The 16,446-nt window shown below is 68.2% G+C and carries 7 protein-coding genes; 3 read left to right on the top strand and 4 right to left on the bottom strand.

Translation table 11 applies throughout. The features are described from left to right. Positions 1-6 precede the first annotated feature (6 nt). On the bottom strand, positions 7-2,841 hold the full coding sequence (locus LQ564_RS22500; RefSeq protein ID WP_231060352.1) for a M16 family metallopeptidase: 2,835 nt from the start codon (positions 2,839-2,841) through the stop codon (positions 7-9). A 106-nt stretch (positions 2,842-2,947) separates the two neighbouring features. Further along, positions 2,948-4,399, bottom strand: coding sequence for an ankyrin repeat domain-containing protein (locus tag LQ564_RS22495; protein ID WP_231060351.1), 1,452 nt, complete (start codon positions 4,397-4,399; stop codon positions 2,948-2,950). 170 nt (positions 4,400-4,569) lie between these two features. On the opposite strand from LQ564_RS22495, the gene LQ564_RS22490 reads away from it, so the two are divergent. The 3 genes from LQ564_RS22490 to LQ564_RS22480 are packed head-to-tail and all read left to right on the top strand — an operon-like array spanning position 4,570 to position 8,425. Beyond that, complete coding sequence (locus tag LQ564_RS22490) at positions 4,570-5,103, top strand: (2Fe-2S)-binding protein (protein WP_231060350.1); 534 nt, start codon at positions 4,570-4,572, stop codon at positions 5,101-5,103. After that, entirely contained in the window at positions 5,100-6,107 is a 1,008-nt protein-coding gene (locus LQ564_RS22485; RefSeq protein ID WP_231060349.1) for an FAD binding domain-containing protein, read from the top strand. The genes LQ564_RS22490 and LQ564_RS22485 overlap by 4 nt, the downstream gene beginning before the upstream one ends. Continuing rightward, positions 6,104-8,425, top strand: a complete 2,322-nt coding sequence (locus LQ564_RS22480; RefSeq protein ID WP_231060348.1) for a xanthine dehydrogenase family protein molybdopterin-binding subunit — start codon at positions 6,104-6,106, stop codon at positions 8,423-8,425. The genes LQ564_RS22485 and LQ564_RS22480 overlap by 4 nt, the downstream gene beginning before the upstream one ends. Before the next feature lie 118 nt (positions 8,426-8,543). Here LQ564_RS22480 and pbpC read toward each other — a convergent pair whose 3' ends face one another. Both pbpC and LQ564_RS22470 read right to left on the bottom strand, forming a co-directional pair. Further along, positions 8,544-10,622, bottom strand: a complete 2,079-nt coding sequence (pbpC, locus tag LQ564_RS22475; protein ID WP_231060347.1) for a penicillin-binding protein 1C — start codon at positions 10,620-10,622, stop codon at positions 8,544-8,546. Continuing rightward, positions 10,622-16,201 (bottom strand): alpha-2-macroglobulin family protein, encoded by a 5,580-nt coding sequence (locus LQ564_RS22470; protein ID WP_231060346.1) that lies wholly within the window; start codon positions 16,199-16,201, stop codon positions 10,622-10,624. The genes pbpC and LQ564_RS22470 overlap by 1 nt, the downstream gene beginning before the upstream one ends. Positions 16,202-16,446: the final 245 nt, after the last annotated feature.

Below are 16,446 nucleotides of genomic sequence, written 5' to 3'. Positions count from 1 at the left end.
GTGCGCTTATTTGCCGATCAGGACCGGTTCGCCGAAGCCCAGCTCCTTCATGCGCGGCAGCTGGGTCTTGGCGTCGCCCACCACCAGCCACACCATCTTCGACGGATCCAGGTAGTTCTTCGACAGCGCCTGCACCTGTTGCAAGGTCATGCCCTTGACGATGGCTTCGCGCTCCTTGACGTACCCCGGGCTCCAGCCGAACTTGCTGATATTGTCCAGCATGCCCAGCTTGGCGGTGGCGGTCTCGAAGGCGCGCGCATTGCTCTTGACCAGGAAGTTCTTGGTGGTCTCGAGGTCGGCCGCAGAGAAGGTCGGCGCATAGTCCTGCAGCACCTGCTTGACCAGCTGGGTCGATTCGAGCGTGACGTTGCTGCGCACGCCGCTGGCGATGGTGAACGGGCCGGCGCTCTGGCTGCCCGAGAAGCTCGAGTTGATGCCGTAGGTGTAGCCCTTGCCTTCGCGCAGTTGCTGGGTCAGGCGCGAGGCGAAGCCGCCGCCGCCCAGGATGTAGTTGGCGACGCTGGCCGGGTAGTAGTCGGCATCGGTGGCCGCCAGCGCGCGGTAGCCGATGCGCAGCACCGACTGCTTGGCGTCCGGCACGTCGACGAAGTAGACCCTGGCCGCCACTGGTGCGCCCGCCGGCACCGGCGCGGGCAGCGCCACCGGTTTCGCCTTCCAGTCGCGCGCCAGGTCGCCCAGCGAACGCGTGATCGACGCTTTCGGCAAGGCGCCGACCACGTGCATGCGCGCCACCGACGGCGACAGGTTGGCGCGGTAGTAGGCCTTCAGGTCGTCCATCGTGATCGCATTGACCGTCTCGGCGGTGCCGAGGATGTTGCGCGAGCGCAGGTCGTCCTTGGCGTAGACCAGCTTGTTGAAGTTGATCGCGGCCAGCGCGTTCGGATCGGCGTCCTGCTGGCGGATCTGGCTCAGCACGCTCTGCTTGATCAGGGCGAATTCCTTCTCGTCCCAGCGCGGCTGCAGCAGGATTTCCTCGACCAGGTCCAGGGTCGCGTCGAAGTTGCGCGCCAGGGTGGTGACGCTGATGCGCACGTCCTCGGCCCTGGCCGAGACATTGATCGCCGCGCCCAGCTGCTGGATCGCCTCTTCCAGCTGCTCCGGGGTCTTCTTCGCCGTGCCTTGCGTGAGCATGCGCGCCATCAGGTTGGCCACGCCGACCTTGTCCGGATTGTCCAGCAGCAGGCCGCCGTCGATGGCGATGTCGAACTGCACCAGCGGCACTTCCTTGTTCTCGATGCCGACCACGCGCATGCCGTTGGCCAGTTTCGCGTCCCACACCTGCGGCACCTTCACGGCCGGGGTCTTGCCGTAGGCCGGCTCCACGCCGCGGTCGATCTTCGACGGGGTGCGGGTGTATTCGGCGTTCCGGCTCGGGTCGACCGCGCTCTCGGCGCCCTGCACCACTTTTTCCTCGACCACGTCGGCCTGGGAAGAGCCGCTCAGGGCCAGCGCCAGCTTGCCTTTCGGGACGAAGCTGGTGGCAACGAAGGGCTTGCCCTTGATATAGGTGTCGTAGACGCGGCGCACGTCGGCCGGGGTGACGGCCATGGTCTTGCGCACGCCCTCTTCGATGCGGCCCGGGTTGCCGGTCAGGTAATTGTATTCGGCCAGCAGCGCCGATTTGCCCAGCACGCTCGACACCGAGTTATAGAAACGGGTTTCCAGGCCGGCCTTGATGCGGTTCAGGTCGCGCTCGGAAATGCCTTCGCGCTCGAACTTGGCGAAGGCCTGGTCCACGGCGGCGGCGACCTGGTCCAGCGGCTTGCCCTCGAAGGCGCGCACGCGCAGCATGAACTGGCCGGCCAGTTCCGCGGTCTGGTTGCCCATCTGGACGTTCGGGGCCAGCTTGGCGTCTTCCACCAGCACCTGGTAGAACGGCGCGCGCTTGGTCTCGGACAGGTAGTCGGCCAGCACTTCCAGCGCATACGCATCCGGATGCAGGTCCTCGACCGTCGGCCAGGTCATGGTCAGCTCGGGCAGCTTGGCGAAGTTGTCTTCGTGGGCCAGCTTCACGGTCTGCTGCAGCTTGCCCGGGCGCTTGGTCAGCGCCGGAATCGCCGCGCCGCGCTTGATCTCGGAGAAGTACTTCTCGACCCACTTGCGCGCCTGGGCCGGGTCGAAGTCGCCCGCGATCACCAGGGTCACGTTGTTCGGCACGTACCACAGGCGGAAGAATTCCTTGACGTCGTCCAGGGTCGCGTTCTGCAGGTCTTCCAGCGAACCGATCACCTGCCAGTTGTACGGGTGGTCGGCCGGGTACAGCGCCTTGTTGATCACGTAGCGGGTATGGCCGTAGGGGGCGTTGTCGACGCCCTGGCGCTTCTCGTTCTTGACGACCTGCTTTTCCTTGGCCAGCACCGGGTCGGTGACGGTATTGATGAACCAGCCCAGCTTGTCGGCCTCGGCCCAGATCATCTTTTCCAGCGCGTCGTTGGGCACGGTCTGCAGGTAGTTGGTGCGGTCCTGCGAGGTCGAGCCGTTGGCGCCGGAGCCGCCGATGCGCGCGGTCATCTTGTCGAGTCCGCCCTTGCCCAGGTTTTCCGACTCCAGGAACAGCAGGTGCTCGAACAGGTGGGCGAAGCCGGTGCGGCCGACTTTTTCACGCGCGGAACCGACGTGGGCGGTCAGGTTGACGGCGACCACCGGGTCGGAACGGTCGATGTGGAAGATTACGTCCAGGCCATTGGGCAAGGTGAACTTCTGGTAATCCACTTTCAGGCCAGCCTGGGCCGCCTTGGCGGGCGCGGCGGCGAGCGCCGGGGTGGAACAGGCGGAGGCCAGGCAGGCGGCCAGCAATACGGCCTTGGGAAGGGTCTTCATGCAATCATGTCCTTACAGGGAACGGGGGCGGGCGCAGTGCGCCCATCAAGGTTCTGGATGGTATTGCAATTTCCTGATTGCTACAACGTCCTCGGACTGCAGCGGTTCAGTACGACGCCGCGGCGGTAGACGGCGCCCCGATCACGAACGGCCCGGCGTGCGCGATCTGCGGCTGGGGCATGCCCAGAACACGGAAGGGATTGAAGGTATGGGTGGGGTCGGGTCGGCCGTGATAGGCTTGCAGGGCGTAGCTGACCTCACCCGCGGCCCAGTTTTCCCTGAAAAGGAATTGGCAGTCGGAAGGTTGGCCGTAAAAGACCGGGCGCGCGGGATCGAAGCTGAGTTGGTCCACGCCCGGCCCCCTGCCCGGTTCCAACCGCAGCACCATCACCCCGAGGACCTGCGCTCCCTTCGCGCTGCGAATGTGCCAGTGCGTGCGCACCCCGCGCGTGTTGAGCAGGGCCAGCAACTGCGGCCTTGCGGTCTTGCCGACCACTACGTCGACGTCGACCATGGAGCCCTTGTCCGCTGCGGACGAACGCGGCTGCGTATGGACGAGCATGCGCAATTCCGCGTCCGGATAGGCGCCCATTTCCGGGAAAGAGCACGCCCGCCGAACCGGACTGAACCTGGCCGGCACGTCGGCCGGCCTTGCCGGCTTTCCGGGCACGATACCGGGGCTCATCCTTACGACAACCGAGAGCCGCTCGACCAGGTCGACAACGTGCGGATAATCCGAGCTGCCCTTGCGAAAGTCGAGCATCTGCAGCAAGCCGTATTCGAACTGGGTGCCGCGAAAATCGAAGGATTCACCGGCCGCCAGTGCGGCTACGGCGCGCCATCGCGACTCCACGATGCCCCCGCCGGGGTCGCGCGCTGCGAGCGCCAGTTTCTGGAAGGCGGCTGGCGTGACTTTCGCGCCGAGCTCCTTGAGGACCGGATACATCGTGGTAATGAGGCAGCCGGTTCCCGGCTCGAGCGGATCCGGATCGTTGACGTCGGCGCCGCGTGCGATCAGCATGCGGTAGGCCTGGATCTGGCGCACACGCACCTGCTTGTCAGACACGCCGTCGGGCCGCGCGTAGATGCGGCCGGGCAGGCCGCATCGGGAAAAGATCGACCTCTTGAGGGCGGATCGGGAGAACGCCGCAGGTTCCATGCCATGGTCGAGCAGCCAGCGCACCGCTTCGAGGTTACCGTTGGCGACCGCGTAGTCGAGCGGGAATTCGCCGTGGCTGCACCCCAGAGGTTCGAGCATCCTCTGGCGTCGGTAGTCGGCCTGCCAGGCCTGCACCGCCAGCGCACGTTCGGGCGCCGGCTGTCGGTTCTTCTTCAGCCATGCCAGCCTTGCCGCCCCTTGGGCCGCGATGTGGGCCTCGATCTCGGATACCGCTCCGAAGGCCAGCACTCGCGCATAGTCCTGCTCATAGGTGCAACTGCCGGCCCCGGCGACAGCGAGCACATCGCCGCTACCGGCCGCGAGCGCGGTCGCGAAGACGCTCCGCAGCAAGAGCGCGCGGGACACTGACTGCAGAACAGGTCTGATTCGCAGGTCCATGCTTATCCCATAACAGTCGACGAGGCAATATGTACAAGTGTATCGAGATAATTTCTTCGGAGCAAGTCAATGACATTCCGAGCCCTTGCTGTCGTTCGTACGTGTGTGAACTAACCGAAGCCCTGCTGTCGTCCAGTTAAGGTGGCAGCTTCACCACTGAAAGGACGGCCATGGAACAGCTCCAGCAACACCCCATTCGGCTGCGCATCAACGGACAGGAACGGGAATTCACCGTCCAGCCCTGGGTGACGCTGCTCGACCTGCTGCGCGAGCGCGCGGAACTTACCGGCACCAAGAAGGGGTGCGATCACGGCCAATGCGGCGCCTGCACCGTCCTGCTGGACGGCAAGCGGGTGAACTCCTGCCTGACCCTGGCCGTCATGCACGATGGCCGCGAAGTAACCACGGTCGAGGGCCTGGCACAGGGCGAAGAGCTGCACGCGCTGCAGCAGGCCTTCATCGACTGCGACGCCTTCCAGTGCGGCTACTGTACCCCCGGCCAGTTGTGTTCGGCCGCCGGCCTGATCGCCGAGGGCGAGGCCAAGAGCATCGACGACGTGCGCGAACTCATGAGCGGTAACGTCTGTCGCTGCGGCGCCTACCCGCAGATCACCGAAGCGGTGGTGCGGGTAATGGGCCTCGACGGCAAGGAGCGCGCCGGCGAGGGTGAAAAGCCCTTCACGACTGGAGCGGTACTCGCATGAACCCATTTACCTTTACCCAATCCGGTGACGTCGACGCCGCGCTCGCACATCTCGCAGCCGGCGCCCGTCCAATCGCGGGCGGCACCAACCTCATCGACCTGATGAAGGAAGGCGTGATGCGCCCCGGAGAACTGGTCGACATCAATGGTCTCAACCTCGAAAAAATCGAGGACGGCCCGGACAAGGGCATGCGCCTCGGCGCCCTCGCCCGCAACGCCGACACCGCCTACCACGAGACCGTGCGCCGCCGCTACCCGCTGCTGAGCAGCGCGATCCTGGCCGGCGCCTCGCCGCAGCTGCGCAATATGGCGACCAATGGCGGCAATCTGCTGCAGCGGACCCGCTGCTATTACTTTTACGACGTCGGCACGCCCTGCAACAAGCGCGAGCCGGGCAGCGGCTGCCCGGCCAAGGACGGCCTGAACCGCCAGCTCGCCATCCTGGGAACCAGCGAGCAGTGCATCGCGACCCACCCGTCCGACATGTGCGTGGCCCTGCGCGCCCTCGACGCGGTGGTGCACGTACGTTCTTCGAAGGGAGAGCGTGATATCCCCTTCGCCGACTTCCACCGCCTGCCGGGCGACCGTCCGGACCTCGACACCACCCTCCAGCCAGGCGAACTGATCACTTACATCGACCTGCCGGACGCCGACCGCTTCATGGCGCACAGCGCCTACATCAAGGTGCGCGACCGCCTGTCCTATGCCTTCGCGCTGGTCTCGGTGGCGGCCGCGCTGGACCTGGACGGCAAGACCATCCGCGCCGCCCGCATCGCGATGGGCGGCGTCGCCCACAAACCCTGGCGCGTCGAGGAAGCGGAAGCCGCGCTGGAAGGCAAGCAGGCCGACGAAGCGGCCTTCGGCGCCGCCGCCGACATCCTGCTGCGCGGCGCGCGCGGCTACGGCCAGAACGACTTCAAGCTGACCCTGGCGCGCAACGCCATCGTCCAGGCCTTGACCACCGCGGCACGCGGCACCGACTACGCGAAGGGAGAACAACGATGACCGACCTGATTCCAGCACTGCGCACCCCGACCGCGCCCGAAGGCACCGGCCTGGTGAAAGGCGGCATGCAGGTCTCGCGCGTGGACGGCCGCGCCAAGGTGACCGGCCAGGCGCGCTATGCCGCCGAGGAGCAGGCACCGGATCTGCTTTACGGCGTGGTGGTCAGCGGCACCATCGCCAAGGGCCGCATCAAGTCCCTCGACCTCGCCGCGGCCAATGCCGTGCCGGGCGTGATCGATATCCTGCACCACGAGAAGCGTCCCAAGATGCGTTCCTGGGACATCGCCTACAAGGACATGACGGCGCCCGGCGGCTCGCCCTTCCGTCCCTTCTTCAGCGACCGCATCTTCTACAGCGGCCAGCCGGTCGCCCTGATCGTGGCCCGGACTTTCGAGGCGGCGCGCTATGCCGCCCAGCTGGTCAAGGTCGAGTACGAGGAAGAGGCGCATGAGACCAATCTGCTGGACACCCTTGATCAGGCGTATAAACCGCGTCCGATGAAGGCCGGCTTTACGCCGCCCTCGTCCAAGGGCGATGCCGACAAGGCGTTCGACGAGGCGCCGGTGAAAATCGAATCGCAGTTCTACCACGGCGTCGAACACCACAACCCGATGGAGATGTTCGCCACCACCGTGATCCGCGGCGACGACGGCCACCTGACCATCTACGACAAGACCCAGAGTTCGCAGAACAGCCGCTGGTACGTCTCGCACGCCTTCGGCCTGTCGAAGGACAAGGTCACGGTGCGCAACCCCTATGTGGGCGGCGCCTTCGGCTCCGGCCTGCGTCCGCAATACCAGCTGACCCTGGCCGTGATGGCGGCGCTGCACCTCAAGGCCTCGGTGCGCGTGGTGCTGACGCGCCAGCAGATGTTCAGCTTCGGCCACCGGCCCGAGACCTGGCAGAAGGTCTCGCTGGCCGCGAACCAGGACGGCAAGCTGCAGGCGATCAAGCACGAAGCCATCCACGAGACTTCGCGCCTGGAAGACTACGTCGAGGTCGTGGTCAACTGGTCGGGGCAGCTCTACGCCTGCGACAACATCAAGCTGGGCTACAAGCTGGTGGCGCACGACCGCCACTCGCCGATCGACATGCGCGCACCGGGCGCCGCCCACGGCGTGCACGCGCTGGAAGTCGCGATGGACGAACTGGCCTACAAGCTGAAGATCGACCCGCTCGAATTCAGGCGCATCAACTACGCCAACGTGAACCCGCTCGACGACAAGCCCTACTCCACCAAGGAGCTGCACCAGTGCTACGACAAGGGCGCGGCGCGCTTCGGCTGGGACAAGCGCCCGCTCGAGCCGCGCTCGATGCAGGATGGCGAGGAGCTGGTCGGCTGGGGCATGGCGACCGGCCAGTGGGATTCGCTGGTGATGGTGGCGCGCGTCAGCGCGGTGCTGCATGCGGACGGCCGCCTGGTCGTCAGCAGTGCGGCCACCGACATCGGCACCGGCACCTATACCGTGATGTCGATGATCGCGGCCGAGGCCATGGGCCTGCCGCTGGAAAAAGTGACCTTCCAGCTGGGCGACTCGACCCTGCCGATGGCGCCGATCGAGGGCGGTTCCTCGCACGTCACCACGGTCGGCGGCGGCGTGCACGGGGCCTGCGAGAAGCTGCAGAAGACCCTGATCAAGATGGCGAAATCGATGCCGGATTCGCCGCTGGCCAAGGCCAGGCCGATGGACATCGAGTTCATCGACGGCGCCATCCGCCTGCGCAACCGCGCCGACGTCTCGCTGCGCCTGTCGGACGTGCTGGCGGCGCAAGGCGTCGAACGGGTCGAGGAAAAATTCTTCATGACGCCGCAGATGCTCAAGCAGCGCAAGTTCACCCGCGCGGTGCACTCGGCGGTGTTCTGCGAGGTGCGCGTGAACGAAAAACTCGGCATGGTGCGGGTGACGCGGGTGGTCAGCGCGGTGGCGGCGGGCCGCATCATCAGCGGCAAGACCGCACACAGCCAGGTCACCGGCGCCGTCGTGTGGGGCATCAGCCAGGCGCTGCACGAGGAAAGCTTCACCGACCACAAGCTGGGCCGCTTCATGAACCACAACTACGCCGAGTACCACGTGGCGGTGAATGCCGACATCCACGACATCGATGTCATCTTCGCGCAGGAGGATGACCGGATCGTCAGCAAGCAGCTCGGGGCGAAGGGCGTGGGCGAGATCGGCATCGTGGGCGTGTCGGCGGCGATCAGCAATGCGATCTTCCACGCGACCGGCAAGCGCCTGCGCAGCACGCCGATCACGCCGGACAAGGTGTTGCTGGGGGATCGCGAGATTCCGGTCGCGGAGCCGCCGCAGGCATCGTGATCTTGACCACCAGCCCCAAGACCGTCGCGCCGGCGCAGGCCGGCGCCCAAGATTGCAAGCACCGTCGACACGCATGCAACCTTGGGTTCCGGCCTTCGCCGGAACGACGGGGCATGGGCTAGTTCCCGCGCACCTCGAAGCGGCTCGTCGACACGGCCTTGCCACCGGCATCCACCAGTTCCAGCCGGTGCTCTCCCGGCGCCGGCTTCCAGGCCAGCGGCGCCGATGCCGCACCCAGTTCCGTCCCATCCAGTCGCCAGCGATGACCCTGCGCGCCCTGCGCCTGGAACAGCACCCGCTCCACGCTGTCCGGAATATCCGGATCGACCGCCAGGATGGCGCCGTCCACCGGATACACGATCTTCGGCGCGCGCCGTGCCGGCGGCACCGCCTCGATCAGTGCGGTCTCGGTCCCCGCCAGGAAATACTCGTCGCGCACCGGCTCGTGTGCCGGCGCATACGTCACCCGGCGTTTCACGACGCCTCCCGGCGCCTGCCCCTGCCGCCCCGGCCGGTCGCGGTGCAGGAAATCCATCACGTCGCGCCACACCGGCGCCGCGCCCGACACCCCGGACACGTCCCACATCGGCTGGCCGTTGAAGTTGCCGACCCAGACCCCGACGGTAAAGCGGTCGCTGTAGCCGACGCACCAGTTGTCGCGCATGTCCTTGCTGGTGCCGGTCTTGACCGCGCTCCAGTAGGCGGTGGCGAGGTCGTTGCGCATGCCGAAGGTCGGACTGCGCGCGCCGCGGTCGGACAGGATGTCGCCGATGACCCAGCTCGCTGCCGGGTCGAGCACCCGCGCCGGCGTTCGCGGCGGCGCGGCGCGCAGGGTGACCGGTGCGTGGCGACCGCCGTTCGCCAGCGTGCGGTAGGCGTTCGTCAATTCCAGCAGCGTCACTTCGGCCGAGCCGAGGGCCAACGAGGGGCCGTAGAACTCCGCATCCTCGGTCAGGGTAGTCAAGCCGAGCGCCTGCAGCCGCGCGTGAAATGGCTCCCCTCCCACGGTGAGCAGGGTGCGCACGGCGGGCACATTCAGGGAGCTGGCCAGGCTGGTGCGCACGCTGGCATAGCCCTTGTAGGCGCGATCGTAGTTCTGCGGAACGTAGCTGCCGCTGCCGGCGGCGACGTCGAGCGGGCTGTCGTCGAGCAGCGAGGCCGCGGTTAACAGCTTTCTCTCGATCGCGAGTTCGTAGAGGAAGGGCTTGAGGGTGGAGCCGGCCTGGCGCGGCGCCAGCACGCCGTCCACTTCGCTCGTGCCCAGATTGGCCACATAGGCCAGCAGCGCGCCACTGGCGTTGTCGATCACGACCACGGCGCCGTCGCCGACGTTGCGTTCGGCCAGTTCGCGCACGTGGCGGCGCAGCGCTTCGCGCGCGGCGTCCTGCATCGCGGCGTCGAGCGTGGTGCGCACGTTGACGCCGGCCTTGCCGAGCAGCGCGCGCCAGGCTTGCGGCACTTTTTGCGCCGCCGGCGCCGCGGGGCGGGCCAATGCGACGGCGGCGCGCCAGGCGATGGCCTGGCAGCCGGTTGCGGACTTGAGTTCCGCCGCCAGCTGGCAGGCGCGCTGCGCGACCTGCTTCTGCGGCGCGGACGGCGCGCGCAGCAGCGCCGCCAGGATCGTCGCTTCGGCCACGTCGAGCCCCGACGGCGCCTTGCCGAACAGCGCCTTCGAGGCCGCGCCGACGCCCTGCAGCTCGCCGCGGAAGCTGACCAGGTTCAGGTAAGCCTCCAGGATCTGGGCCTTGCTCCACCCGGCTTCCAGCTCGCGCGCCCCCATGACCTGGTCGAATTTCTGACGCCAGCTGCGCCCATCCTTCGCGGCCCGCAGCTCCGCATCGAGCAAGCCAGCCAACTGCATGGTGATGGTCGAAGCCCCGCGCGGACGTGCCCGGAACAGGTTGTCCCAGGCCGCCTGGCCGGCCGCGCGCAGGTCGATGCCGCCATGCTGCATGAAACGCTGGTCCTCGGCCTGCAGCACCGCCGCGCCCAGCGCCAGCGAGATGTCCGCCAGCTCCACCCAGGCGCCGCGGCGGCCGCGCAGGTCGACCCGCACCGATTCGAGCGGCACGCCGTTGCGGTCGAGCAGGCGCGCCTCGGACGGTTGCCAGGCCGCGCGCGCCTGCTCCGGCGTCGGCATCGCGCACCAGGCCCACGCGGGCAAGGCCAGCAGCAGCATGGCAAGCCAATACCGCATCACTGCCCCACGACCACCGGCGCGTTCGGCGCTGCGCCGAACATCTCGGGGTTGTACATGGCTTCCACCCGCGTCGGCGGCAGGCTGAAGCGGCCGTCGTTGTTCAGGCGGACCGTATATTCGACGCGCCACTTGCCCTTCGGGACCCAGGAATAATAGGCGCGGAAAGCGCCCGCGGCGCGCTCCTCGAATTCGGGATAGACCCAGCCGCCCTGCCGCTCGCCGCTCGTCGCCAGCTGCGAGTCGCCGCCCAGGCCGGTGCCGAGAATGCTGGCGCTGGCCGGGATCGGGTCGTCGACCACCACCCAGTTCATGTCGGCCTGGGCCTCGAGATCGAGGCGCACGCGATACACGTCGCCGCGCGTCCAGCGGCCGGGGTTGGCCTGGCTGACCGGCGTGATGGTGCGCCGGATCTGGTAACCCGAGGACAGCGGCGCCTTCAGCGGCACCGCCGCCAGGCTTTGCACCGTGGCCCAGGGCTTGCCGGTTCCGTCGTGGCGCAGGCCGAGCGTGGCGGCGCCGGCCGGCCAGGCTTGCAGCACGGTGGATGGTGTTGCTCCTTCCGCGCGCTTGCCGCCCAGGTCGATGACGGTCTTGCCGGTGACCGGCGTGGCCTCAAAGGCCTCCGAGAATTTTTTCATGGCGAGCACGCCCCAGGCGTTGGCCAGGGTCGTGTTCCAGCGTCCACGCTGCTGGCGGCCCAGCGTTCCGCGCGCCAGGCGGCCGATGTCGGGACGCCATTGCAGGTTGTCGAGCATGGCCAGCAGCAGGCGGTTGGCGTTGACGTCCGCCGTCGCCATCAGCCACCACCAGTCGTCGCTTTTCTCGGTCGAGAAGCCCATGGTCGTACCCTGCAGGTTCAGGCGCGTGCGCAGGACGGTCTGGGCCTGGGCCAGCAGCGCATCGCGCCGCGCAAGTTCCGGTGAACGCCGCAGCACCAGGTACCAGTCGATCACGGCGGAGGTCGGCCACAGGCCGGGCTCGATGCGGAAGGACTGCAGCCAGCTCTCGCGCACCGGCTGGCGCCGCGACAGCGCTTCCAGCGCGGCGATCTTGCGCACCGCCAGCTCCCCGGTGCGCAGGCGCGATCCGCGCACGATGCGCCCCTCCACGAAGCCGAGCAGCGCGGCTTCCATGCGTTCGCGCGCTTCGTCCGGAATCGCGTAGCCCGCTTCCGCCGTCACCGACAGCACATAGGCCGTCAGGGCATCGTCGCCGCGGCCCATGTTGGCAAAGTATTTCAGCATGCCGTCGCCGTCCAGGTGAGCCGGCAGGGTCGCCGCCACCTTCTGCCACATGGCCGCGTCGCCAAGCGCCACCGCCTTCGAGGTGCGCTGCTCGACGCAGGAATACGGATACTGCGTCATGTAGTCGCGCACGCCCTGCAGGCTGCCGGCCAGGCGCGGGCTCAAGGTGGTGCGCACTCCGCCCTTGCCGGGAACCGCGTCCTGCGGGCGCTGGACCGTCATCTGCTTCGGCCCGTCCAGCTGGACCAGGGTCGCCTGCAAGGTGCGCACGGGCACCGCTTCCGCCACGTTCTGCGTCACGTGGATGCTGTCCCTGGCGTTGCCCGCGAGCGCATCGACCTGCCAGCGCAGCGTGCGCGCCACCGGCACGGTGACGTCCCAGAACACTTCGCGCGCCGCGCCCGGGTCCAGCCTGACCAGCTGCGCAGGCAGCGCCTGGGCGGCGGCGCCATCGGCCGCCATGCCGGCGCCGAGGCGCACGTCCAGCGCCGCCCCGGAGGCATTGCGCACGGTGAAACCGGCGCGCAGCCGGTCGCCCTCGCGCACCAGGGTCGGCAGGCCGGACAGCAGCATCAGGTCCTGGGTGCTCCGAATGTCGCTCGAGCCGGTGCCGAACAGGCCAGCGCCGGCGCTGGCGATCGCCACGATGCGAAAACCCGTGAGCGAATCGTTCAGCGGAACCGGCACTTCGGCCTCGCCGTTCGCGTCGAGCACGACCTTGCCCTTCCACAGCAGCAGGGTGTCGAACAGTTCGCGGGCGGCGCCACGCCCGCCGCCGCCGCCGTGCGCCACCGACTTGCGCCCGAAGTGGCGCTTGCCGACCACCTGCATCTGCGCGGTCGAGGTCTCGACCTGCTGGCTGCGCGGCCGCATCATCGCGTCCAGCAGCTTCCAGGAATCGTTGGGCATGAGTTCGAGCAGGCCGGTGTCGACCGCCGCCAGCGCGATCTCGGCGCCGGCCGGCAGCGGCTTGCCGTCGGCGCGCGCGACTTTCACGCGCACGGTGGCGCGCTCGCGCACCTTATAGGTATCCCGCTCTGGTCGCACCGATACCTTCAGCTCGTGCGCGCCCCAGCCCACCTTCACCGGCGCGATGCCGAGTTTATAGGCCGGCTTGCCCAGGTCGACCAGCGCGGCCGGCTTCACGCCGGCCACGCGCCCGCGTACCGCCAGCGCCGAAACGTAGACGTTCGGCGCATAGTTCGGCTTGACCGGGATGGTGATGGTGGGGTCGGCCGCCGTCACCCGGCGCACGTAGCTGTCCAGCACCCCTTCGCGCTCGACGGTGACCAGCACGGTCGCCTCGCGGAAGGGTGAACGCAGCTGGAAACTGGCCTGCTCGCCCGGTTCGAAGCGCGGCTTGGCCGGGAGCAGGTCGATGCGGTCGTTGTCGGAGACGTCGAACCAGTCGTCGCGCTTGCCGGCCACGTAAATTTCCTGCTGCGCCAGCGCGGTGCGTCCCTCGGCGTCAACGCTGCTGGCGCGCAGGATGATGTTGCCCTCGGCCGGCGCCGGCAGGTCGCAGGCCAGCAGGCCGCGCGCATCGGTGCGGCCGCGGCAGCTGCCCGCCACGCGCTTGATCTCGCTGCTCGATTCGTAGGCGTAGAAGCCGCCCACCAGGCGCCGGCGGTGCGAATGGGTCTCGCGCTGGAAGAAGTCCACCGCCGCTTCGCTGTTCGCCGCCGGCGTGCCGTCCACCTTGAGCACCGCCACCTGGAAGCGGATGCGCTCGCGATTCATCCATTCGCCGGACTTGATCCCGACCGCCACCGCCGCCGGCCACAGAGGCACGCGGGTCGAGGCGCTCAGGGTCTCGCCATTGGCGTCCTGCCAGCTCAGTTCCGCCAGCAGCGTGCGCGGGCGGTCGCTCAGGGGCGGCGCGTCCAGCAGGATGCGCGCGGCGCCGTTGCGGTCCAGCGTCAGTTTGCGCACCGCGGGCGCCTCGCCCTGGCGCGCGCCTTCCGTGGGCGCTTCCTCATCCGGCTCCTCGTCGGCATACTCGTCGTTCCCCAGCTGCTCGATGCCCTCCTTGACGTCGCCGCCACCGAAGCTGAAACCTTCATAGCCATCGAACGAGACGCCGCGTTCCTCCACCGTGCTGCGCAGCGTGACCGGCGCCTGCCCGGCCGGCCCGCCGTTCAGGTAGTTGACCTGGGCGTCGATGGTGACCTTCTGCGCACCCACGGGTGGCTGCGCGGGCGGCTTCAGGATCGCCTTCATGGTCGGCACGCGGAACTGCTCGACCCGGAATTCGCCCGCCACCTGGCCGCCGACGAGCACCTGGTAGCTGCCCAGCTTCGCCTGCGCCGGGATGGTCCATTCGTTATGCGCCTGGCCGGCCGCATCCCAGCCCAGGGGCAGCGTGACCTTGTCGCCGCTGCCCTCGTGATTGATTACGGCCTCCGGCGCCGCCGCGCCGCGAGCCGCCAGGGACAGGCCGGTGTTCCCGCCATGGCGGCGCAGGAAGTGCTTCATGTGCACCGTCTCGCCGGCGCGCAGCAGGGTGCGGTCGAATACGGTCGCGACGATGCGCGGGTCGTCGTCCAGGCTTCCCTGCGGCAGCTGGAAGCGCCAGGGCTCGATGCCTTTCTGCCAGCTCGACAGGGTGAAGGTGAAATCCTCGCCGCTGCGGGCGCTGACGAACAAGTTGTCGCCGCACTTGGCGCGCGCCAGCTCCTGCGGGATACGCGCGATGCCGTCCGCGCCGGTCACGCCGGTCCACAGCGGCTTCCCGGCGCAATCGCGCACCGCCACCTGGGCCTTCGCCACCGGCCGCCCCTTGTCGAGCGAAGTGACCCACACCAGCGAAGACTCGGCGCCGCGCTTCAGGTGCGCCGCCAGGTTGGTGACCAGGGCGGCGCTGCGCACATAGGCGGTGCGCGGCTTGTCGTTCAGGGCGCGGCCCAGTTGCGGGCTGCTCAGCTCGACCACGTAGAAGCCGGGCTTGCGCAGCGGGATGCCGATCACCTCGAAGGCGCGGCGGCCGTTCGGCTTCGGCAAGGCGAAGCGCTCGACCTGGCCGTCCGCCTTGCGGTTCAGGATCGAGACGTCGAGACTGTGGCCGGATTGTTCGTATTGATTCCACGGATCGCTGCCGCCGACGTTCAGCTGCCCAAGCCAGCGCATCACGTCCTGTTCGCGCTCGATGCGCACGCTGGCGCCGCTGCTACGCACTGCGGCGGCAATCGCCGGCTCGACGTTGCGCACGGTGACCGGCAGCAGGCGATCTCCTTTCGCCTCGATGATGCCGAAGGGCGCGGCAAACTTGATCAGGGGCGGCTGGCGGTCGACCTTCACGCTCGGGCGCTTCAAGGGCGCGGCCAGCGTCCGCCCGGCGTCGTCGCGCAGCGCCAAGGGCACGCGCAGGGTCAGGGTAGACAGTTCCGCGAAGGGGCCGGGGAAACGCACCGAATCGGCGAAGCCGCTCTTCGCCTCGTCGCCGAATTCCGGCGCGTGGCGTTTGACGGCGCCTTTGGCATTGCGTTCTTCCAGCACGAGCTGCCGCAGGTGCTCGGCAGGCACCGGCGCGCTGAATTCGGCGCGCACCGGCAGGAAGGGAATGCAGCCCGCGCGGGTATTGGTGCGCTCGCAGCGCAGCGCCGCGTGGAATGCGCGCTGGACGCTGAAGGACAGCTCCTGGTCCTCGGCCACCGCCACGCCGTTCGGCGCCGCGATGCCCTTGCCCCACACCAGGGCCATGTCGGCGCCGGCCGGCAAGGTGCGGCGGCACTGGAGCGCCACCACCGCCGCATGGCGCTTGACGAAGTCCTTGCGCGCTTCCAGCAGGGTCTTGCGCGGTTCTCCTTCAATGATACGCACGCCGATCTTCTCATTGACGCCGTCCGCCCGGCACCAGGCGTGCTGCACGACCGAGGCCGGCGTGGCCGCCGCGTCCAGGCCGAGCAGGAAGATCTGCCCCTCGTCGATGCGCTCGCCCTCGCGCGGCTCGCTGCGCAGCACGGCCGGGCCGCCGGTGCTGAACACGAACTCGCGCCGCCCGCCGAGCGGCCTGCCGGCCAGGTCGCGTGCGTCCGCGCGCAGGCGGAAGCGGCAGGAACTGGCGCCCGGGAGGTCCTTGTCGAAATCCCAGCTCCAGTTGCGGTCGTCGATCCAGCGCCCGGCGCCGGGGCGGTCGCAAACGACCTCGAAGGGCATTGGCGCGCGCGGGTCGCCGAAGGCGGCCATCGGCGTGGCGAAGCGCGCCGTCACCTGGCGCACCGCCTTGGCCTGGCCCAGGGGATTGAAGTGTTCCACCGCGGGCTCCTGCGCCACCGCCTGCGCCGCACAGGCAAGCATGAGCAGGGCCGCGGCCCACCGATTCACAACACGCATTTTCCCTCCCGGCCGTTCGACAAGATTGCCAACCTAAGGCCGTGCGCGCGCTGCGCGCTTGGCGAAGGTCAAGCTCATCGGGAGTGTGTCGTGTCCTGTATCTTTCTGTCAACAACCCGTCAATACCCGTGCGCGTCCATCCACTGCGCATGAGCCGAGCGCGAGAGCCTGTTTCATTTCATCCTTGGCAAGCATGCAATACGGGTTTCCACGTAGTTGCAAATCAAACTTTTTGCCGGTATAAC

It is taken from the genome of Massilia phyllostachyos (assembly GCF_021044825.1).
Classification (GTDB): Bacteria; Pseudomonadota; Gammaproteobacteria; order Burkholderiales; family Burkholderiaceae_D; genus Telluria; species Telluria phyllostachyos.
Note: the sequence above shows the minus strand (reverse complement) of the source record. Positions and strands in the feature narration are given on the sequence as shown.

What these genes read in the sequence shown, in the direction of transcription:
- LQ564_RS22500 (WP_231060352.1), bottom strand. Translation starts at nt 2,841, where the DNA reads ATGAAGACCCTTCCCAAGGCCGTATTGCTGGCCGCCTGCCTGGCCTCC.
- LQ564_RS22495 (WP_231060351.1), bottom strand. Translation starts at nt 4,399, where the DNA reads ATGGACCTGCGAATCAGACCTGTTCTGCAGTCAGTGTCCCGCGCGCTC.
- LQ564_RS22490 (WP_231060350.1), top strand. Translation starts at nt 4,570, where the DNA reads ATGGAACAGCTCCAGCAACACCCCATTCGGCTGCGCATCAACGGACAG.
- LQ564_RS22485 (WP_231060349.1), top strand. Translation starts at nt 5,100, where the DNA reads ATGAACCCATTTACCTTTACCCAATCCGGTGACGTCGACGCCGCGCTC.
- LQ564_RS22480 (WP_231060348.1), top strand. Translation starts at nt 6,104, where the DNA reads ATGACCGACCTGATTCCAGCACTGCGCACCCCGACCGCGCCCGAAGGC.
- pbpC (WP_231060347.1), bottom strand. Translation starts at nt 10,622, where the DNA reads ATGCGGTATTGGCTTGCCATGCTGCTGCTGGCCTTGCCCGCGTGGGCC.
- LQ564_RS22470 (WP_231060346.1), bottom strand. Translation starts at nt 16,201, where the DNA reads ATGCGTGTTGTGAATCGGTGGGCCGCGGCCCTGCTCATGCTTGCCTGT.